The following is a 20,459-nucleotide window of genomic DNA, read 5'->3' as shown; positions in this document are numbered from 1 at the left end:
CTCTGAAAAGGTAGTGCTGACGAAAAGCAAATCTCATGAATTGATGGTCAAACCCATGCGCCGCCGAGGTCGAAAAGACCGACTGAAAGATACCACCCAACACGAAAAGTCCCTGCCAGTCTGGCCGGGGGTAATCGGTGGTCGTCTTAAGCCGCTTTTTACGGACGAGGTCGCGCTGGTCGAGCACACTGCTTTTTCGCTGCTGGAAACGCTCGGCTTAAATCAGGCCATCCCGTCGATGATTGACAAAGTGCTTGCGGTTGGCGGGTCGATCACGGATGACGGGCGTTTGCTATTTCCACCCGATCTGGTTCGTTGGGCGATTGACGGGGCGCAGCGCGGTTTCACTCTCTGCGGACAACAACCTGAGCGAGATTTGAAGATCGAAGGGTCGCGAGTGCATATGTCGACCGGCGGTGCAGCTCCGGGAGTGTTCGACCTTGAAACCCACGATTATCGCGACTCTACTTTGCAGGATCTTTATGATGCGGCGCGGATCGTGGATCAGATGGACAATATCCACCATTTCAGCCGGTCAGTTGTGGCGCGGGACATCGAAGATAACGCCCTGATGGACCTCAACACAGCTTATGCCTGTCTGGCGGGCACATCCAAACATGTGTCGATTTCGATCACCGAACCACAAAACGTTACTCAAATCGCCGAGCTTTGTTATCGCATCGCAGGTGGTGAGACCGCGTTTCGCGACCGCCCTTTTCTGACGGTCATGGTCTGCCATGTGGTCCCACCAATGCGCTTTGCAGAAGAAGCCTGTGAAGTGCTGGAATTGGCGATCAGGGCAGGCTTTCCCGTTCAGCTGATCAGTGCCGGACAGGCCGGGGCGACAAGCCCTGCGACGATTGCGGGATCGTTGGTGCAGGCGGTGGCTGAAACTCTGGCCGGGCTGGTCTTTGCGCGCCTGATCGACCCCGAGGTAAAGGCGATTTTTGCACCCAAGCCGCTGGTTGCCGACCTGCGCACCGGCTCGATGAGCGGCGGTGGCGGCGAACAGGCCATTCTGATGGCGGGGGCCGCGCAGATGGGGCGGCATTGGAATCTGCCCACCAGCTCGATCGCCGGGATTACCGATGCCAAGCGGCTGGACGCACAATACGGGGCTGAAAAATCATTGGCCGTGACAATGGCGGCCCACGCGGGCTCAAACATCGTCACCCAGGCAGCGGGCATGATGTCGAGTCTTCTGGGTGTCAGCCATGCGGCCTATGTCAGCGACAATGATCTGCTGGGAAACATTCTGCGCACCATTCGCGGGATCGAAGCGACGCCGGAGAACATCGCTGCGGATGTCATCGCGGATGTATGCCGCGGCGAGGGCCACTACCTGGGCGAAATGCATACGTTCCGCAGGATGAAATCGGACTATTTCTACCCCGAAATCGGTGACCGCCGGGCGCCGCGTGATTGGCAGGAGCATGGCGGCCCTAGGATTGGGGATGTGGCGCGCGAACGCGCGCGTGAAATCCTAAAAAGCCACTTTCCTACACATATCCCGGATCACTTGGACCGCGCGTTACGGGATATTTTTGACATCCGCTTGACACGGACCCAAATCGGACGACCTGAATGAGCAACTCTGAGCTTAGTATGCGCGCCTGTGCGGCCCTTCCCGGCGGTGTCAGCCACGAACTGCGCTATCGCGATCCGCACCCCATATACATTGATCGCGCGCAAGGGGCCGAGAAATGGGACGCCAAGGGCCGACGCTATATAGACTTCAAGATGGGCAGCGCCAGCCAGATGCTGGGACATGGTCATCCCGCGATTGTCGAGGCGATCAGAAAACAGGCCGGACAGGCAATTTTCAGTGCCGACTGCCACGAGGCCGAAATCCTCTGGGCCGAATGGGTCAATCGACTTTACCCCTGCGCTGAGCGGACGCGATTTACCGCGTCGGGCAGCGAGGCGACCATGCTGGCCTTGCGTCTGGGCCGCGCGCATTCCGGCAAGGATCATGTGCTGCGGGTGGACGGGCATTATCACGGTTGGCACGACCATTTGGTCAAAGGAACAAAACCGGGAACCGATCAAGCCACGTCGCTGGGCGTCCCAGAGGCGGTGAATGAGTTGATCCATGTCTGTGCGGCAGAGCCCAAAGCGATGGAACACTCTCTGCAGGATGATCGCATCGGCACAGTTATCATCGAGGCTTCGGGGGCCAATTACGGCTCGGTACCGCTGTCGACCGAGACATTGCGGGCATTACACAACGTGGCGCGGTCGGCGGGCGTGGTGCTGATTTTTGATGAAATCATTAGCGGTTTCCGCTGGTCGCCCGGTGGGCGGCAGGCCCGTGATGAAATCGTGCCCGACCTGACAACACTGGCTAAGATCGTCACAGGGGGTCTGCCGGGCGGCGCGGTTTGTGGCCGGGCCGAGATCATGGAACTGATGAACAACACAACCATCCGCAAGGGCATCGCGCCGGCAGTCAGCCACAAGGGCACTTTCAATGCATCGCCACTGGTGGCCGCCGCAGCCTGTGCTGCGATGCCGTTACTGGCAAGCGGAGAGGCGCAGGCCCAAGCCGATGCAATGGCGGCTCGGATGCGCGACGGCATGAACGCTGCTTTGTCGGAACTGGGCGTCGCCGGGTTGGTCTATGGCGACAGCTCGGTTTTTCACGTGTTCTTTGGGAGAGACTGCATAGACGGCCTCAGCCCTGCTCAGATCCGGGGGCTTCCCAAAAGGACGATCAAAGCTTACCGCGACGGATTGTTGGCGCGTGGGGTGGATATGATGTCCTACACCTCGGGCCTGACCTCGGCGGCCCATGATGCGGAATTGATCAATGAGGCGCTGGAGGCGTTTCGTGCGACCTTGGCAGATATGATCCGCGACGGAGTGCTGCCATGACTCTGCCGTCCCAAGCCCGCACCGTTGTGATCGGTGGCGGCGTCATCGGTTGCTCGATCGCTTATCATCTGGCGCGCGAAGGGCGCAAGGACATCGTGGTGCTGGAGCGGTCAAAGCTGACCTCGGGCACCACATGGCACGCGGCGGGTCTAGTGCGGCGCCTACGGCCCTCGGCGACACTGACAAAGCTGATCAACTATTCGATTGATCTGTATGGTGAGCTGGAGCGCGAGACGGGACAAGCCACCGGCTGGACCCAAACCGGATCGCTGACGCTGGCCACCAATGCGGATCGGCTGACCAATATCAAACGGCAAGTTTCACTGGGTCGTGCCTTTGGTCTTGAGGCCGAGGTAGTCGATGCATCCCGCGCCAAGGAACTTTGGCCACTGATCGAAACCGATGACGTGATCGGCGCGGTCTGGTCTCCGGCGGATGGTCGGGTGAACCCCTCGGATGTGGCGCTGGCGCTATCCAAAGGCGCACGGGCGCGGGGGGTGCAGATTTTCGAAGACACCGCGGTCACCGGTTTGCGGAAAAAGGCCGGGCGTATCTCGTGCGTCGCGGTGGGGGATCATGTAATCAAAGCCGACGAGGTGGTGATTGCCTGCGGCCTCTGGTCCCGCGATGTGGCGGCGATGGCGGGTGCTCATATGCCGCTTTACGCCTGTGAACATTTCTACATCCTGACCAAACCACTGGCCGAGGTGCAGGCGCTTGGCAAAGGGGCACATCTGCCGACGCTGAATGATCAGGACGCGTTCCTGTATGCCCGCGACGATGTCGAGGGGCTATTGGTGGGTTGTTTTGAGCCCCATGCCAAGGGCTTGCCTCTGGACCGTTTGCCCGCCGATTTCAGCTTTGACCTACTGGATGAAGACTGGGATCACTTCATGCCGATGATGGAAAACGCACTGCGCCGCATCCCCGCTTTGGAACGCGCCGAGGTACGGATGCTGCTCAACGGACCCGAAAGCTTTACCCTCGACAGCCAATTCATGCTGGGCGAAAGCCCCGAAGTGCCGGGTCTGTTTCTGATGGGCGGTATGAACTCGACCGGGATTGCTCTGGCTGGCGGAGCGGGCAAGGCGATGGCCGAATGGATCATCGCTGGCGAGCCGACCATGGAACTGAGCGAGGCCGATATTCGCCGGTTCAGCCCTGAGATGAACGTGCTGGGCGCCCTGGAGGCACGCATCCCCGAGGTTCTGGGCCGTCACTATGACAACCCCTATCAGGGGCGCGCGATGCAGACGGCGCGCGGACAGCGCCGATCCCCTATTCATGCCGGGTTGGTCGCGGCAGGGGCACAGTTCGAAAGCCGGGGCGGCTGGGAACGCGCGGTGCATTTTGGGGGTGAGGCGGCACATCTGCCTTTGACCTTCGGCGTGCCTGCATGGCGCGCACAGGTGGGGCTAGAGGTGCGGGAATGCCGCGAAGGCGCAGCAATTCTGGATCAATCGGCCTTTGGCAAGATCATGGTACAGGGGCCGGATGTATGTGCGTTTCTCAACCGTCTTTGCGCGGCGCAGATGGACATCCCCGAGGGACGCATCGCCTATAGCCAGGTTCTGAATGCGCGCGGCGGGGTGGAAAGTGATCTTACGGTACAGCGCCATGGGCCCGAAACCTATCTGATGATCGTGGGTGCGGGCGAAGTCGTGCGCGACCTGAAGCGTATGCGCGAAACCCGGCGCGAGTTTCGTGTGGAGTTCACGGATGTGACCAGCGGCTACGCCATTCTGGGGCTGGCGGGCGCACGGGCGCGCGATGTGTTGCAGGCGACCTCGAACACCCCCGTACCGGATTTGAAACGCTTTCATTTCGCACCGGTCGAGATCGGTCTGGCGCGCGGTTGGGCTGGGCGGATGAGTTTTACGGGCGAAGACGGCTATGAGCTTTACATCCCCGCCGACATGGCCATGGCCGCCCATGAGGCGCTGCTGGCCGCCGGGGCTAGCCATGCGGGGCTTTACGCGAGTGGCAGCTTGCGCATCGAAAGCGGGTTCCGCGCCTTCGGGCACGAATTGACCCCCGGCATCACTCCGCATGAGACTGGGCTTGGCGCGTTCTGCGCCATGGGCACCGGGTTCGTGGGAGAGGATGCCCTGCGAGACCGCGCGCCCGCGCGCCGGATCGTTTCGTTGCTGTTCGACGACCCGAGTGCGATCCCGATTCATGACGAGCCTATCTATTTCGACGGCAAGGTCGTCGGGCAAATCACCTCGGCCGCATGGAGTTATCGTTTCGGGCGCTCTGTTGCACTGGCGATGATCGACGCGCCGCTTGATCTGCTGGCCGCAGATGAGGTCGTTGCCGGGTTCGAGGTCGAAATCTCCTGCCAGCGCTATTCCGCCTCCGCATCGCTCAAACCCGCCAAGGAGGCCTTCGCATGACCCGCACCACTCAGGTCGCCATCATCGGCGGAGGGATCATGGGCGTCGCGGCGCAGTTCCAACTGGCTGAAAACGGCTGGACCGACACAATCCTGTTCGAAAAGGCCGAGCTGACCTCAGGCTCCACATGGCACGCGGCGGGGCAGATCGCCCATGCGGTCGGCAGCCGGATCGCGGGCTGGATCAACAAGACCTCGATCGAAACTTACAAGCGCGTCGAGGCGGAAACCGGGCAGAGCATCGGCTGGCACGAAGTGGGCGGGTTCCGCATCGCCACCACGGATGATGAGGTCGACTGGATGAAGTCGATCATGGGCGTCGGCAAGCTGCTGGACCTGCCGATGGAACTGGTCGGGCCGGACGAAGTGGCAAAGGGAAACCCGTACTACCGGACATCGGACATAAAGGCCGCTGTGCAGACCTTTGAAGACGGCCACATTGATCCGTCTGGCGTCACCATGGCGCTGGCCGCCGCCACCCGCGCACGTGGGGCCAAGATCGAGCGACACAACCGAGTCATCGGCGCGTCGCGTAAGGGCGATATGTGGCTGTTGCGCACTGAAAAGGGCGATGTGCTGGCCGAGCATGTGGTGATCGCCGCCGGCTCTTACGCCAATCAGGTGGGCGAATGGTTCGGGCTGAAAATACCCAGCGTTTCGTGCCTGCATCACTATCTGGTCACCGATACTGTGCCCGAATTTCTGAACCGCCCCGAACTGCCCGTCATGCGAGACAACGCCTTTGGCGGTTACATCCGGCAGGAACAGAAATCGGGCCTGATCGGGATATACGAGGGCCATGTCTGCCCGACGGTTTGGGAAATGCCTCAAGGCGCGCCCTGGGCGGCCGAGAATGAGCTGTTCGAGGCGGATTACGACTCGATTGGCGACTTCCTGATGGTGGCGTTCGACAAGATGCCCGTTCTGGCCGAACTGGGGATCAAGCGCGTGGTGCGCGGGGCGATCACGCATACGCCGGATGGAGGGATGCTTGTCGGCCCGTCGGGCGCGCCGAATGTCTGGTTGTCCTGCGGGTCTTCGATTGGCCTCGCGTGGGGTGGCGGGGCTGGCAAGGTGCTGGCGGATTGGATGGTGCACGGCGAGACCCAGATCAACACGCGCGGTATGGACCCGCGCCGCTATGGTGATTTCAGTACGGATCATTTCATTGTCGAGCGCACGAAGGACGAGTTCATGCGCCGCCATGACACGCCATGCCCCGGCAAACAATTTGAAAGCCTGCGTCCTCTGAACCGCCATCCGCTCTATGACCGGCTGGCCGCCAAGGGTGCGGTGTTTGGCGAGGTCGCGGGCTGGGAACGCCCGCGCTATTTCGGTCAGGTGGGCGAGGTCGAGCAGATCGGATGGGGCCATCAGAACTGGCACGACAACGCCATGGCCGAGGCCAAAGCCACCCGCGCTGCTGCGGGAGTAATCGACCTCTGCGCCTTTGCGCAGTTTGAGATTACTGGCAAAGATGCGGGCGCTTTACTGGACCGGCTGTCGGCCAATAAAATCCCGGCCAAGGACGGGCGGATCAGCCTCAACCACTTGCTGACCCCCAAGGGGCGGTTCGAGACCGAGATCACCATCTGGCGCATAGCCGAGGATCGGTATTTCACCGGCTCCGCCATCGCTCGGGCCAATCCGGATTTCGATTGGATCAGCTCTCATATCCGACCGGGCGAAGATGTGCAGATGGTCAATCGTAGCGCGGATTGGGGGATGCTGGCGCTGTCCGGCCCGGCCTCGCGCCGGATCATGGCCGAGTTGACGGGCGCCGATCTGGGTAACGCAGCTTTCCCATGGCTTTCGGGGCAGGAGATCGCAGTTTCAGGCGTCGCTTGTTATGCTTTGCGCGTGTCCTTTGTGGGTGAACTTGGTTGGGAATTGCACGCGCCGCTGGACCAGATCGGCGCGCTGTATGATGCGTTGTTCGAAGTCGGGGACAAGCATGGGCTGGTCGATCTGGGCTCCTATGCGTTTAACGGAATGCGGATGGAGAAAGCGTATCGCGCGAGTGGAGAGCTGACCACAGATGTCGGTCCCTTCGATGTCGGGTTAGAGCGGTTTGTGCGCGCCGATGGGCGGGGGTTTGTTGGAAAAGACGCCCTTTTGGCCCGCGAACCGGATTGGCAACTCTTCTACGCCGAGCTTCACGCCGACGACATCGATATTCATGGCGGAGAGCCTGTTTTGCTGAATGGAACGCCCGTCGGCCTGACCACCTCGGGCGGGTACGGTTACACGGTGGGCAAGTCGCTGGGCTGGTTGTTCGTGCGCAAGGGCACCCCGCGCGACGGGCTAAGCGTACAAATCCTGAACCGTACAATCCCCGTGACCATACATGACGATGCCGTTTTTGACCCGCTCAACCTTCGACCCCGATCCGAGGACTAGACCCATGACCAACATATCTGGCGGCGAGGCCGTCTATCGCGTGCTCAAAGCCAACGGGATCGACACCGTGTTCGGCCTCTTGGGCGGCTCGATGCTGGAACTGTACGACGCCATGTATCAGGGCGGCGAGATCGCCTATGTGGGCGCGCGCGACGAACGCGCGGCTGGGCATATGGCCGATGCATGGGCACGGATGACCGGCAAACCTGGTGTTGTGCTGGGCGCGCAGGCTGGGCCGGGTGTGGTCAATATTGTCACCGCTGTAGCCGAGGCGCAGCTGGCCTATTCGCCGCTTGTGGTCATCGCAGGTGCTATCACGCGGGCCGATCAGCACAAGGATACGTTTCAAGAGGTCGATCAGGTGGCACTGTTTGCCCCGATCTCCAAACGCTCGGTCATGGTCACGGACCCGTCGCGGCTGGCACCAATGCTGGAAGATGCGATCCGGCTGGCCAACTCGGGTCGTCGTGGTCCGGTTGTGCTGCATGTGCCGCGCGACCTCTTTGCCGCCGAAGTGCCCGCATTTGACCCGGCGCCTGTGAACATCGCTCGACCGGGGCCAGCCGCCCCACAGGACGTCGAAGCCATCGCAGCGCTGCTAAGTGGAGCCAGGCGCCCGGTAATCTTCGCGGGTGGCGGTTTCAAATGGGGCAAGGGACGCGATGCCCTGACTGCCTTGGCCGAGACGTTGGAAGTACCGGTTGTTGCCTCAACCGGCCATGCGGATGTGATGCGTCATGGTCATCCTTGGTTTGCAGGACAAGCCGGGCCGCGCGGAAACAGGGTGGCCAGCGGCCTGACGAAAGAGGCTGATGTGATGGTCGTTCTGGGCGCACGGTTGGGTTTCAATTCCACCTTTCACAGCAACGATTATGTTGGGGCAGAAACCCGTATTGCCCATGTGGATATCGATGGGTCCGCCGTTGGCCGCTACTTTCCTGCCGAAATCGCGGTTCAGGCTGACGCGCGCCTGACCGCAGAAGCCCTCACAAAAGCCACATCAAAGCCAGAGGCAGACGAATGGCGTGCGGCCTTCCGCGCTGACATGGCAAGCCTCGCGGCTGAGCGCGCAGAAGAGGCGCAGATTGCAACTCTGCCGATGCACCCCCGCCGTGCGTTGGGCGAGATCCGTTCGGCTTTGCCGGAAAACGCAATCGTCACGCTGGACACAGGCAATACTTGCCTGCAAGCCGCCGACCGGCTGGCGCATTACGAGCCTCTGTCATTGATCACGCCGCTGGATTTCGGGCTGGTCGGGTTTGGCCTGTCTGCGGCTATCGGTGCCAAGGCGGCAGCCTCCGAACGTCCTGTCGTCGCAGTGATGGGTGACGGTGCGGTGGGATATTCGATGATCGAGATTCAAACCGCCATATCACATGACTTACCCATTGTGATCGTAGTTCTGGATAACGAAGCCTGGGGAGCTGAGAAAGCCTATCAGCAGGAGTTCTATGGCGGACGCCTTCTGGGAGCTGAAATAAAATCGCCCCGTTTTGACAAATTCGCGGAACTCTGTGGCGGCAAGGGTATTTGGGTCGACGGTCCGGGTGGTTTGGGATCAGCTTTGCACGAGGCAGTATCCTCGGGGAAAACGACAGTCATTCAAGCCAAGATCGATCCCCGCGCGCTGATGACATTACGCAAAGATCTGTTCAAGGCACCGCAGTAAGGGGCAAAAGCGTGACCACCTAAGACACTACCGTGTTCGGAGCCGGAAACGCCGTGTTTTGGGTGCACATGCTGCGCGAAAAAAAAGGCGCAATCGTCCCTACGCTGGAATGCGCTCGCAAAGAGGAAACGGTAGCAGTCCCGGCTACAACGCATGCGCCATCCACTTTGCCAATCACGGGGTCGACGATATCTGCGCACGCTGTCCCGACCTTTCGGAGCACATGATCGAGATCACCGATTTCCGCGCCGATTTGGCGCTGTATGAGCGAATTGTGTGGTCTTCGCAGCAGACTATGACCTGAATGCGTTCCAAGGCTATTTCGTTGCATGTAATAAGAGTGTCGTGGTCAACCCGTACACCGCACATGGCCATAATCTCTTTCCAAATCCGATACTGTGGATGGTAGATTGAAGTACACAGCGTGAAAACTGCATGCTTTCAATGCGATCATGTCGAGACTTATTCGATGATAACAAACAACGGATCGCGCATACTCATCAATTAGCACCAAGGCCTGCGAAATATCATTCATTCGGACACGCGCAGGAGGTATTGCCGGATCTTCACGTCTACCTTGGTGCTTTGCAGATCGACGATACCGCTTTTCGAGAAAAGCTCCCGAACAGAGCGATAATTCTCAGCTCGTTTCCAAACAACAGGCGAAGAAGTCGGAGCCCGCCCGGACAACGAAGCGAGATACGACATGGTGCCGAACAACAGCTTGGACTTGTCGCGATGCGGCTTGTTCAGAATGTACATGCTAAGGGGTGCGTCAGGGCCGCGCTCGGAATCGACGACAAAAACCTGCCCTGCGCGGAATGCGGCTTTGCCGTCACATCTTGTCCAGCGGCGCGTCGATGACTTCCCTTCGCTCAGCGCTTCGACAATCCGGCTGTAGACCGTCCCGTTGCGCTCATCCAAAAAGGCTACGTTGATGATGGCTTTGGTCGCATCGTTCGGCGCACGAAAAAACACCTGATAAGACCCAAGAAAGGGCCGCAGCCGTTGCAGATCACCCGGGAACACATCGATCAGGGGGTCTCGCCGTCGGTCCGCTTCGGTTTTGGCCAATTGGGTGGTGTGGCGACGCAGCTCAGCGGGATCCCCCAGTAAGATTTGCTCGCCCACATCGAAGAACCGGCTGATACGGCGCAAGTTGTTGGGGGAGGGCTTGCTTCGGCCGTTGAGGTATTTGGCGAATTGCTGATGGTTGATGCCAATTTCCCTGCAAACAGCGGCCACCGATGGGTAATCGGCACAAAGGTGACGCAGGTTTTCAGCTAAGTCTTGGTGCATAAGCGGTCTGACCTCTGGTCGCGTAAACCCGCTAAAGAAAGCATAATGTGGCGTTATTGTTAACCCTAATTTGGTGCGTGATGTTGTGGTCAACAAGTTTATGCCCAGGGAGGTCAAACAATGGATAAGTTTCAGTACATCCGGCAGTTGGAACAGCGCTTGCAGTTGCGTCAGGTCGATCGTCGTCAGTTTATGCGCGGCGTGTTGGCAACCGGAGTGACCGTGAGTGCGGCAACGTTGTTGGTGGATCGAGCGCTCGCAGCCGCGCCGACAAAAGGCGGCAGTATGGTGGCTGGCATTGGGCACGGTGGGTCAACGGAACAGCTTGATCCGGGTCAGATCTCAGCCGGTTTCCTGATCCCGTTGAGCCTTGGAATGAATGGGTTCCTGACTGCTATTGATGCAGAGAGCAATGTCCAGCCGTCGCTCGCGCAGTCTTGGGAGGCTTCACCGGATGCTTCGGTCTGGACCTTCGAATTACGCGACGGGGTCGAGTTTCACAATGGCCGCACCGTCACAGCGGACGATGTCATTGCATCAATCAATTACCACCGGGGTGAGACTTCGACATCTACCGGGGCGCCTCTGCTGGCTGGTGTCAAGAACCTGCGTTCGGATGGGCCGAAAACGATTGTGTTCGAGTTGGAAGGCGGTAATGCGGATTTCCCGGCAATTCTCAGCGATTACCGTTTTGCCATTTTGCCGGCAGAAGATGACAGCATCGACTGGCAGTCCGGCATTGGTTGCGGAGCCTATCAGCTGAAAGATTTCCAACCGGGAATCTCGGCTGATCTGGTGCGTCACGCGAACCATTGGAACCCGGATGTGGCACATGTGGACGAATGGAAGCTGCTCGTCCTGCTGGATACTACCGCCCGTATGGCGGCGTTGTCGGCAGGTACGGTCGATATCGCAGACAAGGTCGATCCCAAGACGGCAAAATTTATTTCGCGCGACCCCAATGTCACCCTGCATTCGGTTGCCGGCACTCAACATTACTCTTTCCCGATGTTGACCAACGCAGCACCGTTTGATGACAACAATATCCGTCAGGCGATCAAGTGGGGTATCGACCGGCAGGAACTGGTCGACAAGATTTTGCTGGGCTACGGCGAGGTCGGCAATGACCACCCAATCGGGTCCGGGCAGAAATACTTTAATGCCGAGCTGGAACAAAAGACCTTTGACCCGGACAAGGCAAAGTACTTCTTGAAACAGGCTGGTTTGGACTCGTTGGATGTCGAACTGTCGTCGTCAGATGCTGCTTTCCCCGGTGCAGTTGACGCCGCAACGTTGATTTCGAACTCGGCCGCGAAATGCGGGATCAACGTCACCGTCAAACGTGAACCCAATGATGGCTATTGGTCCGAGGTCTGGACGAAAAAGCCATGGTGCGCCAGCTATTGGGCCGGACGACCGGTTGAGGATCTGATGTTCTCGTTGGCTTTCCAATCCGGTGTGGCTTGGAACGAATCTCTCTGGTCGCACGAGAAGTTCGACAAAATTCTGGTTGAAGCTCGGGCAGAGTTGGACACGGAAAAGCGTCGTCAGATGTATGGTGAGATGCAGGATATCGTGGCCAATCAGGGAGGCGTGGCGATCCCGATGTTTGCATCTTATGTCTTTGCCACGCGCCCAAGTGTCGGCACGCCAGAGAAGTTCGGCTCAAATCTCGATCTGGATGGAAGCAGCTTTATGGAGCGTTGGTGGAAAGCGGAATAGCGCTGCCACAATGTGATTTGTATCATTAAAGGTCTGGGGGTGGCTCGTTGGGCCATCCTCGGGTCATTGGAGATAGGATATTATGAAGCTCTTCATTGCAACGCTGTCGACCGAGACAAATACGTTTTGCACCATGCCGACTGCGATGTCAGGTTTCGAGGAGTATTTCCTGCGCCATGGTACGGCGACCCGAGAGCCTCCAAACCTAATGACCGAGGCGCTGCATGTGTGGCGCGAAAAGGCCGAAACACTGGGCTGGCAGGTCGTTGAAAGCCTGACCGCCATCGCCGAACCCGCCGGGCCAACCACGCGCAGTTGTTATGACGCGCTGAGCGGTGAGATTCTTTCCGATCTGGCAGAATGTGGCGGTGCAGATATCATCCTGCTGCAACTTCACGGCGCGATGGTGGCCGAGCATATCGAGGATTGCGAGGGCGACATACTGGCCCGCGCGCGCGCCCTATGTCCGGACGCAACGATTGGCGTTTCACTGGACCTGCATTCTCACCTGACAGGCAAGATGCTGGAGGCCAGCGATCTGATCGTGCACTTCCGGGAATACCCACATGACGATGCAACGGCCTGTGCGGTCGAGCTGTTCGATCTGGCCCAGCGGGCACATGCCGGTGATATCAAGCCTAAGATGGCATATTTTGATGCCCGTATGGTGAATCTCTATCTGACCAAAGCCGGGGTGATGAAGGAATTTGTGGCCGAGATGGCGGCGGCTCAAGCCAGATCCGGTGTGCTGTCGGTTTCCTTAAGCCACGGATTTCCTTGGGCAGATGTCGAAGATGTCGGCGCGCGGATGCTGGTTATAGCAGATGACGAACCTCAATTGGCCACGCAACTGGCCGAGGAGTTGGGGCGGCGCTTTTTTGAGCTGCGCAACGAGGTGACCACGCGGTATCTGTCAATTTCCGAGGTACTTGAGAACGTTGGCACGCGTTCCGGGCTGTGTGTCCTGGCGGACATGGGCGACAATTCAGGTGGCGGTGCGCCGGGGGATGCCACCTACTTGCTGAAAGCAATGCTGGCGCACGGATTGACGAATTTTGCCAGCGGATTGTTCTGGGATCCCGGTGTTGTGCGTATCTGCCAGGATGCGGGTATCGGCAGTACGCTGACGCTTCGGCTTGGAGGAAAAACAGGCGTGGTGTCAGGGGATCCGATCGACCTGACCGTACAGGTTATGAATATTGAAACGGGTTTGGGTCAGCATTTGGGCACCGGTCTCGAACCCATGGGCACCGTGGTCTGGTTGCGTATGGAGGGCGACATCGACCTTTTAGTCAACAACCTGCGTGTTCAGGTTTACCACCCCGAAGCCTTTGAGCAAATCGGTATCAGGCTGGCTGAGAAATCGGTGGTGGCGGTGAAATCCCTGTTCCATTTCTACGGTCCGTTCAGCCAGGTTTCGGATCACATCTTGCAGGTTGCCAGCCCCGGAGGAACCCAGCCGGCGTTTCACAACCTTGCACTGTCCAAACGAAAAATCCCATTCTGGCCTGCTGTTGCGCAGCCATTTGCGGATGAATTCCTTGCGGATGCCGGATAGCGGTTTCAATCGACGGTCCGAGCCGACAGTATCCAATCGCGGACAATCTCGGCTTCTGGCGTCAGAGGGCGGGATTTGGACCAGACCAGATAAAATCCCTTTCCGGTTCTCCAGGTCCATTCTGTCCGCGCGGCCAGCATTCCTTTCTGAATCAGCGGATCGACAATGTGGTGCCAGCCGAAGGCAAACCCTTCACCTGCCATTGCCGCTTGTAGAACTAAAGCATAGTCATTCAGGCGCAAGCCACTGCGGGGCGTGACTTCGGAAATGCCGAATTCGCGAAACCATTGATCCCATGAAGGGCGTTCGCGGATTGGCTCCTCAAGATGGATCAGCCGCTGATTCAATAGCCCCGGAACACTTTTGAGCGTTACGGCGGTGGCCATAACGCGGGGTGAAGCGACAGGGTAGATCACCTCGTCCGATATCAGTCGCGCCTCGCAGTCCGGCCAGTTGCCTTCGCCGAGCCGCACCGCAAGGCTGATGGTTTCAACGGTTAGGTCCGGTTCGCGGTCACTGGACTGCAGGCGCAAGTCAATATCGGGGTGATTTTGCTGAAAGGACGCGATGCGGGGTACAAGCCAGTAATTGTTGAACGCCGAAGAGGCGCTGAGTGTGACGTGATCATTGCTGGCAAACTGACGGATCGAGGCGGCGGAATGCGACAGCATCTCAAATGCTCGGGTGACGTCGGCATACAAACGGTTGCCAGCATTAGTCAAAGTGATCCGACGATGGCTACGCCGGAACAGTACAACGCCAAGCGATGTTTCCAGTTGCTTGATTGAAGCACTGACTGCCGGTTGTTGCACGTTGAGTTCCTGCGCCGCGCGCGTAAAGGATTGTAGCCGGGCGGCCGCCTCGAAGACGACAAGATGACGGGGTGAACCTAGTTGTTTCCAGAGCGTTTGCATAAATTGTGTTTATGCAAACCATACAATTTTTCAAGCGTCACAACGCTATTTTCATGGGGGTATTATCACGCGAAAAATTGGAGTGATTCAATATGGCTCGGCGCGCTCGTCAATCCCGTTCCCGCGGTTTAGAAGCCGGTTCAATTCCGGCATCCCCTTATATCAAGCGTCGCCTGGCGTTTTTTGATCCTTTGAACGAAGAGGAGTTGGCCCGCCTCGAGGCGCAGGTCGACTGGATTTTTGAGGATGTGGGGATCGCCTTCCGCGATGACCCCGAAGCGCTGGACTTGTGGCGTCGTGAGGGTGCTCGGATCGATGGTGACATCGTTCGTGCCGATGCTAGCTGGATACGAGACTTGTGTTCGAAGGCGCCCAAAAGCTTCAAACAGGTTGCGCGAAACCCCGAGCGTTCGGTGGTGATCGGGGAGGGCAATCAGGTCTTTGCCCCGGTCTATGGCGCGCCTTTTGTACGCGATTTGGAAGGCGGGCGGCGCTATGGCGACATCGAGTCCTTCGAGAAGCTAGTTAGACTGACCTATATGCACCCGAACCTGCATCATGGTGGGTTTGTCACCTGTGAACCCTGTGATGTTCCAGTCAGCAAACGCCATCTGGACATGATGTTCGCTCACATGACGCTGAGCGATAAACCGCATTTGGGCGCGATCACCGAGATGAGCCGTGCGCAGGACAGTGTCGAGATGGCCGAGATCGTCTTTGGTGCAGAGTTCATGGAAGACAACTGCGTCATCATGGGCAACGTGAATACGAACTCCCCGCTGCTGGTCGACCGTGTGGTCACGGAATCGGCGCGCGTCTATTCGGCGCGCGGTCAGGGCCTGATCGTTGTTCCGTTCATCCTGTCCGGCGCGATGGGACCTGTCAGCACCGCAGCCAGTGTCGCACAGGCCATGGCCGAAGCGATGATGGTCTGTGCCTATGTTCAACTACTACGCCCCGGAGCGCCGTTTGTTTTAGGTAACTTCCTGTCTTCGATGTCGCTGAAATCCGGTGCGCCGACCTTTGGTATGCCCGAGCCGGTGATTTCGAACTATGCCATTGGTCAGCTTGCCCGCCGTGCCGGTTTGCCGTTGCGTTGTGGCGGTTCGCTGACTGCGTCCAAGATCGAGGACGCGCAGGCGGCTTATGAATCAGCGGATTCAATGCATTCAACCATGCTTGCGGGTGCAAATTTTGTGCTGCATTCGGCCGGTTGGCTCGAAGGTGGGCTGTGCACCGGTTTTGAAAAGCTGATCATGGATGCGGATCGGTTGGGCTCCTACCAGAAAGTCCTGAACCAGGGTTTGGACACCAGCGAAGAGGCCTTTGCCCGCGACGCTTACGGAGAGGTTGAGGCCGGTGGCCACTTTCTGGGCTGCGCTCACACCATGCGCAATTATCAGACTGCGTTCTATGAGCCGAAACTCAGCGACAGTGAGAATGTTGAAAGCTGGGAAGAGGGTGGATCGAAGGATATGCGTCGCCGCGCCTATGAGCGCTGGAACCAGATGCTGAACGAATATCAGCCGCCTGCGATGGATGAGGCCAAGAAAGAAGAGCTGGCAGCCTATGTCACCCGTCGCAAGGAGGAGATCCCGGATGCCTGGTATTAAGATCACCGGCCTGCGGGCAACCCCAGTCAATATCCCGTTGGAAAAGCCGATGTGGTGGACCAGCGGGCATTATCCGGGCACCTCGAAAACCATTATCGAGGTTGAAACGGATCAGGGTCTTGTCGGACTGGGCGAGGCTCCGTCGGTTGATGTGGTTGAGCCAATCCGCGCCATGGGCGAACGCCTGATCGGCGCGGACCCGCTGGACATTGCAGGCTGCGAAAACTTGTGCGTGCCACCCTGGCAGATCGTGCAGAACACCGATGACAGTTCGGTGGTCAAAGCTTTTGGTGCGATCGAAATTGCCCTGTGGGACCTGCGCGGCAAAGTGGCCGGGGAACCCCTGTTCCGACTGCTTGGCGGCGCGGTGCGCAAGGAAATCCCCTTCACCGAATATTTCGGTTTCCGCGAAGGTGGCGAGATGTGCCCCGAGGCCGTGGCCGACTACTGCATCCGTATGCGCGAAGAACACGGCAGCACCATGTTCGAAGGCAAGCTGATCCTAGGCGACCCCGAGCTTGAGATCGATACGGTCAAAGCCCTGCGCGAAGCCTTGGGTCGCGAGGCAATGATCCGGCTGGATAGCAACATGCAGTGGAGCCTGCCCACCGCCATGCGCGTTTTCCGCGAGATCGAGCCCCACAACATCCGTAACTACGAAGACCCGGTCGCCACATTCGAGGAAATGGCAGAGCTGCGCCGCCACTTCACTATCCCGATCTCGACCCATGTACCGGATATCCGCAAAGCGGTGGCTGTGGGTGCGCCCGACTATATCGTGACCAACTTTGCCGTGCTGGGAGGGATTTCCCGCTCGGTGCGTTTCATAGGCGCGTGTGAGGCGATGGGCGTGGGCTTTTGGTGCTATTCCGGTGACGCCGGAATTGCCACCGCTGGCTATCTGCACATGTCCGCGGCGATGCCGTGGATTTCCGAGCCGTCGCAATCGCTGTTTCGCTGGCAGATCGGTGACGTGATCGAAGGCGGGCCCTTCCGCCAGAAAAACAACGTGATTTCCGTACCCGAAGGCCCCGGCCTCGGTGTGACATTGGATCGCGATTCTCTTGCCTATTGGCACAACCATCTGGTCGAGAACGGACCACTTGACCATTTCCATGACCCTGCAATGCCCGGCCGCTTCCGCCGGTTGCCCCTGAACTAGGAAAGACCACCCATGCCTGAGATTCAAAAAGACGAAAGCACGTCCGGCAAAAAGCTGCCCTCCCACGCCAAGGTTGTCGTGATCGGTGGTGGCGTTGTGGGCTGTTCGATCCTGTTCCACCTGGCCAAGTTTGGCTGGAAGGATGTTGTGTTGCTGGAGCGTGATGAACTGACGTCCGGTTCATCGTGGCACGCCGCGGGTCAGATCCACACGATCAGCTCGGACCCCAATATCTCGCGCCTGCAAAGCTATACCATTGATCTGTATAAAGAGATCGAAGAGACCTCGGGCCACTCGGTCGGCCTGCACATCACCGGCGGTTTCTACGCGGCCTCGACCAAAGAATGGTACGACTACCTCAAGCGTGAGCGCTCGAAAGCCCGCTACATGGGGCTGCACCAGGAATTCATCAGCCCAGCGGAACTGGCAGAGCGTCACCCGCTGATCGACCCGAAACATTACTACGCGGCGCTCTGGGATGAGCAGGACGGCGACCTCGATCCGTCGGGCGCGACCTATGCGTTTGCCAAATCTGCCCGCGTGCATGGCGCGCAATATTTCACCCATTGTGGCGTGACCAATATGAAGCAGCGCCTCGATGGCAGTTGGGATCTGACAACGCCCAAAGGCGTGATCAATGCTGAACAGGTGGTGAACTGCGGTGGCCTGTGGGCACGTGAAGTTGGCCATATGTCCGGTATCCACCTGCCGGTGCAACCGATGGAGCACCACTATCTCATCACAGAAAAAATTCCGCTGATCGCTGAACGTATGGAGAGCATGGGCGAAGCGGGGCGTCTGCCTGCCGGTATCGACTATGAGGCCAACATCTATTTCCGTCAGGAGCGTCAGGGCATGCTGCTGGGCACCTATGAGCCCAAGTCGACCCCGTGGAAAGTGGACGGCACGCCGTGGGATTTCGGGCATGAGCTACTGCAACCCGATCTCGACCGCATCGCCGACCGTCTGGAAATGTCGTTCGAGCGTATCCCTACCATTGGTGAGGCAGGGATCAAGGATATGATCAATGGACCGTTCACGTTCGGTCCTGACGGTAATCCGATGATTGGTCCGGTTCCGGGCATTAAAAACTACTGGGTTGCAGTTGGCGTCATGGCGGGCTTCTGCCAGGGCGGCGGCGTAGGCCTGACCATGGCTGAGTGGATGATCGACGGTGAACCTTCTATTGACGTCTGGGCGATGGACGTGGCGCGGTTTGGAGAGTTCGCGACGCCGGACTGGGGCACTATCAAGTCCTCGGAAAACTACGAGCGTCGCTTCGTAATGACTTTCCCGAACGAAACGTTACCCAAGGGCCGGATGCAGAAAACCACCGCGCTCTATGACCGTCTGGTCGCCAAGGGCGCGTTGATGGGGCAGGGCTTTGGTCTGGAGAACGCCCTTTGGTTCGCCGACAACGCCGAAGATGCGCATGAAACGCCGACCTTCGAGCGCAATCGCAGCCACGACTATGTCGCGCGCGAGGTGAAAGCCGTGCAACAGGCCGTGGGCGGCATCGAGATCGCCAACTTTGCCAAGCACGAGTTCAAGGGCGCGGGTGCGCGTGAGTATCTGAACCGCACCTTGGCTGGCTACATTCCGAAACCTGGCCGCCTGGCGCTGACCCCAATGCTGACCGAAAAGGGCCGTCTTTATGGCGATCTTACAGTGGCCTGTCTGGCCGACGATCACTTCATGTTGTTCGGCTCTGGCGCGATGCAGGATGCACACCGCCGCTGGTTCGAAAAGGACCTGCCTGCCGATTTGACTTATGCCAATGTCTCGGATGACTGGCACGGGATCGCACTGTCGGGTCCGAATTCGCGCGAGTTGCTGGCCCGTATTACGCGTGAAGATGTCAGCGCCGTTGCACTGAAGTTCCGCGATCTGCGCCAGACTTTCGTGGGTGGTGTTCCGGTTATTCTGAACCGCATCTCGTTCTCGGGCGAGCTGGGCTTTGAGATCTACTGTAAGCCGATGTACCTGCTGCGGCTGACCGAAGCGATCGAAGAGGCCGGGGCTGATCTGGGCTATCGCTGGTACGGAGCCCGTGCCCTGATGTCGCTGCGCCTTGAAAAGGGCTGGGGTGTCTGGACCACCGACTTCCGTCCCGACTTCAACGCGGTTGAATCCGGCATGGATGTCTTCATCAACTGGAACAAGGACTTTGTCGGCAAGGACGCCACGCTGAAGTTCAAACAAGACGGCGTCGCCCGCAAACTGGTTACCATGACCATCGATGTGGACGGTATCGACGTGTCCAACGACGAAGCGATCCTGAAAGATGGTGAGGCAGTCGGCTATGTCTCGTCCGGCGGCTACGGTCACCGCGTCGGCAAATCGATGGCCATGGGTTATGTCGCAACAGAAAACGCGGCACCAGGAACCAAGCTTCAGGTCGAAATCTTGGGCGAGTTCTTCGAGGCTGAAGTTTTGAGTGGACCTCTCTATGACGCCAATGGTTCAAATATGAGGTCGTGAGCCCCAGAAACTCTATCGACTGGGGTGGCCTTCCCTCAAAAACAAAATGCGGAAGACGCTAATTGTTAGGGTTTCAGACGTTTTTTGCGGTCGGGGTGAATTGGCGCTTTTACCCCACCGCTTTCACTGGTGTGTTTCCGGTTCGGCAGTTCGCATAATACGCAGGTATGGAATGATCTCCGCGGTCAGCGGGAAGCTTCGCGACTGAACCCAAAGTTTTTGAGATTTAGCCTCAGATTGCCTCATCGAGCAGCTCATTGGCATTGCTAACACCGACTATTCATTGCGTCTGCAGTGTCGTTCCTCTACTCAGCCAAAGAAACTGCAATGTGCACGTTCGGCGGAACTTCGGAAGACGGTTACGAGTTGGAA

Annotated in this window: 12 protein-coding genes; 10 read left to right on the top strand and 2 right to left on the bottom strand. The window is 58.6% G+C overall.

The window, feature by feature from the left end:
- Positions 1-13 precede the first annotated feature (13 nt).
- The 5 genes from ACR0LN_RS14785 to ACR0LN_RS14765 are packed head-to-tail and all read left to right on the top strand — an operon-like array spanning position 14 to position 9,338.
- Positions 14-1,588: a trimethylamine methyltransferase family protein gene (locus ACR0LN_RS14785; RefSeq protein WP_480430677.1), complete on the top strand. Its 1,575-nt coding sequence runs from the start codon at positions 14-16 to the stop codon at positions 1,586-1,588.
- Positions 1,585-2,874 carry an aspartate aminotransferase family protein gene (locus ACR0LN_RS14780; RefSeq protein WP_480430674.1) on the top strand — a complete coding sequence of 430 codons (1,290 nt, stop codon included), beginning with the start codon at positions 1,585-1,587 and terminating at the stop codon, positions 2,872-2,874. The genes ACR0LN_RS14785 and ACR0LN_RS14780 overlap by 4 nt, the downstream gene beginning before the upstream one ends.
- The gene (locus tag ACR0LN_RS14775) at positions 2,871-5,270 is read left to right on the top strand and encodes a GcvT family protein (protein ID WP_480430671.1); all 2,400 of its coding nucleotides are present in this window, start codon (positions 2,871-2,873) and stop codon (positions 5,268-5,270) included. Before ACR0LN_RS14780 ends, ACR0LN_RS14775 begins: the two co-directional genes overlap by 4 nt.
- Positions 5,267-7,669, top strand: a complete 2,403-nt coding sequence (locus tag ACR0LN_RS14770) for a GcvT family protein (protein ID WP_480430669.1) — start codon at positions 5,267-5,269, stop codon at positions 7,667-7,669. Before ACR0LN_RS14775 ends, ACR0LN_RS14770 begins: the two co-directional genes overlap by 4 nt.
- Positions 7,670-7,673: 4 nt before the next feature.
- The gene (locus ACR0LN_RS14765; RefSeq protein ID WP_480430666.1) at positions 7,674-9,338 is read left to right on the top strand and encodes a thiamine pyrophosphate-binding protein; all 1,665 of its coding nucleotides are present in this window, start codon (positions 7,674-7,676) and stop codon (positions 9,336-9,338) included.
- A 531-nt stretch (positions 9,339-9,869) separates the two neighbouring features.
- On the opposite strand, the gene ACR0LN_RS14760 is transcribed toward ACR0LN_RS14765, so the two are convergent.
- Positions 9,870-10,637: a helix-turn-helix domain-containing protein gene (locus tag ACR0LN_RS14760; RefSeq protein WP_480430663.1), complete on the bottom strand. Its 768-nt coding sequence runs from the start codon at positions 10,635-10,637 to the stop codon at positions 9,870-9,872.
- 120 nt (positions 10,638-10,757) lie between these two features.
- Between ACR0LN_RS14760 and ACR0LN_RS14755 the strand changes: the two genes are divergently transcribed.
- Positions 10,758-12,359, top strand: a complete 1,602-nt coding sequence (locus ACR0LN_RS14755) for an ABC transporter substrate-binding protein (RefSeq protein WP_480430660.1) — start codon at positions 10,758-10,760, stop codon at positions 12,357-12,359.
- Between the two features lie 82 nt (positions 12,360-12,441).
- Complete coding sequence (locus tag ACR0LN_RS14750) at positions 12,442-13,917, top strand: M81 family metallopeptidase (protein WP_480430657.1); 1,476 nt, start codon at positions 12,442-12,444, stop codon at positions 13,915-13,917.
- A 5-nt stretch (positions 13,918-13,922) separates the two neighbouring features.
- On the opposite strand, the gene ACR0LN_RS14745 is transcribed toward ACR0LN_RS14750, so the two are convergent.
- Positions 13,923-14,831, bottom strand: a complete 909-nt coding sequence (locus ACR0LN_RS14745; protein WP_480430654.1) for a LysR substrate-binding domain-containing protein — start codon at positions 14,829-14,831, stop codon at positions 13,923-13,925.
- 92 nt (positions 14,832-14,923) lie between these two features.
- Here ACR0LN_RS14745 and ACR0LN_RS14740 point away from each other — a divergent pair, with 92 nt between their 5' ends.
- Genes ACR0LN_RS14740 through ACR0LN_RS14730 form a run of 3 tightly spaced genes read left to right on the top strand, consistent with a single transcriptional unit; the run spans position 14,924 to position 20,087 of the window.
- Positions 14,924-16,444 (top strand): trimethylamine methyltransferase family protein, encoded by a 1,521-nt coding sequence (locus ACR0LN_RS14740; RefSeq protein WP_480430652.1) that lies wholly within the window; start codon positions 14,924-14,926, stop codon positions 16,442-16,444.
- A complete protein-coding gene (locus ACR0LN_RS14735; protein WP_480430649.1) occupies positions 16,431-17,606 on the top strand; it encodes a mandelate racemase/muconate lactonizing enzyme family protein in 1,176 nt (391 codons plus the stop codon). The genes ACR0LN_RS14740 and ACR0LN_RS14735 overlap by 14 nt, the downstream gene beginning before the upstream one ends.
- Positions 17,607-17,618: 12 nt before the next feature.
- Positions 17,619-20,087, top strand: a complete 2,469-nt coding sequence (locus ACR0LN_RS14730; RefSeq protein WP_480430647.1) for a GcvT family protein — start codon at positions 17,619-17,621, stop codon at positions 20,085-20,087.
- Positions 20,088-20,459 lie beyond the last annotated feature (372 nt).

The sequence above is a fragment of the Ruegeria sp. AA6 genome, assembly GCF_056542865.1.
Note: the sequence above shows the minus strand (reverse complement) of the source record. Positions and strands in the feature narration are given on the sequence as shown.

What these genes read in the sequence shown, in the direction of transcription:
- ACR0LN_RS14780 (WP_480430674.1), top strand. Translation starts at nt 1,585, where the DNA reads ATGAGCAACTCTGAGCTTAGTATGCGCGCCTGTGCGGCCCTTCCCGGC.
- ACR0LN_RS14775 (WP_480430671.1), top strand. Translation starts at nt 2,871, where the DNA reads ATGACTCTGCCGTCCCAAGCCCGCACCGTTGTGATCGGTGGCGGCGTC.
- ACR0LN_RS14770 (WP_480430669.1), top strand. Translation starts at nt 5,267, where the DNA reads ATGACCCGCACCACTCAGGTCGCCATCATCGGCGGAGGGATCATGGGC.
- ACR0LN_RS14765 (WP_480430666.1), top strand. Translation starts at nt 7,674, where the DNA reads ATGACCAACATATCTGGCGGCGAGGCCGTCTATCGCGTGCTCAAAGCC.
- ACR0LN_RS14760 (WP_480430663.1), bottom strand. Translation starts at nt 10,637, where the DNA reads ATGCACCAAGACTTAGCTGAAAACCTGCGTCACCTTTGTGCCGATTAC.
- ACR0LN_RS14755 (WP_480430660.1), top strand. Translation starts at nt 10,758, where the DNA reads ATGGATAAGTTTCAGTACATCCGGCAGTTGGAACAGCGCTTGCAGTTG.
- ACR0LN_RS14750 (WP_480430657.1), top strand. Translation starts at nt 12,442, where the DNA reads ATGAAGCTCTTCATTGCAACGCTGTCGACCGAGACAAATACGTTTTGC.
- ACR0LN_RS14745 (WP_480430654.1), bottom strand. Translation starts at nt 14,831, where the DNA reads ATGCAAACGCTCTGGAAACAACTAGGTTCACCCCGTCATCTTGTCGTC.
- ACR0LN_RS14740 (WP_480430652.1), top strand. Translation starts at nt 14,924, where the DNA reads ATGGCTCGGCGCGCTCGTCAATCCCGTTCCCGCGGTTTAGAAGCCGGT.
- ACR0LN_RS14735 (WP_480430649.1), top strand. Translation starts at nt 16,431, where the DNA reads ATGCCTGGTATTAAGATCACCGGCCTGCGGGCAACCCCAGTCAATATC.
- ACR0LN_RS14730 (WP_480430647.1), top strand. Translation starts at nt 17,619, where the DNA reads ATGCCTGAGATTCAAAAAGACGAAAGCACGTCCGGCAAAAAGCTGCCC.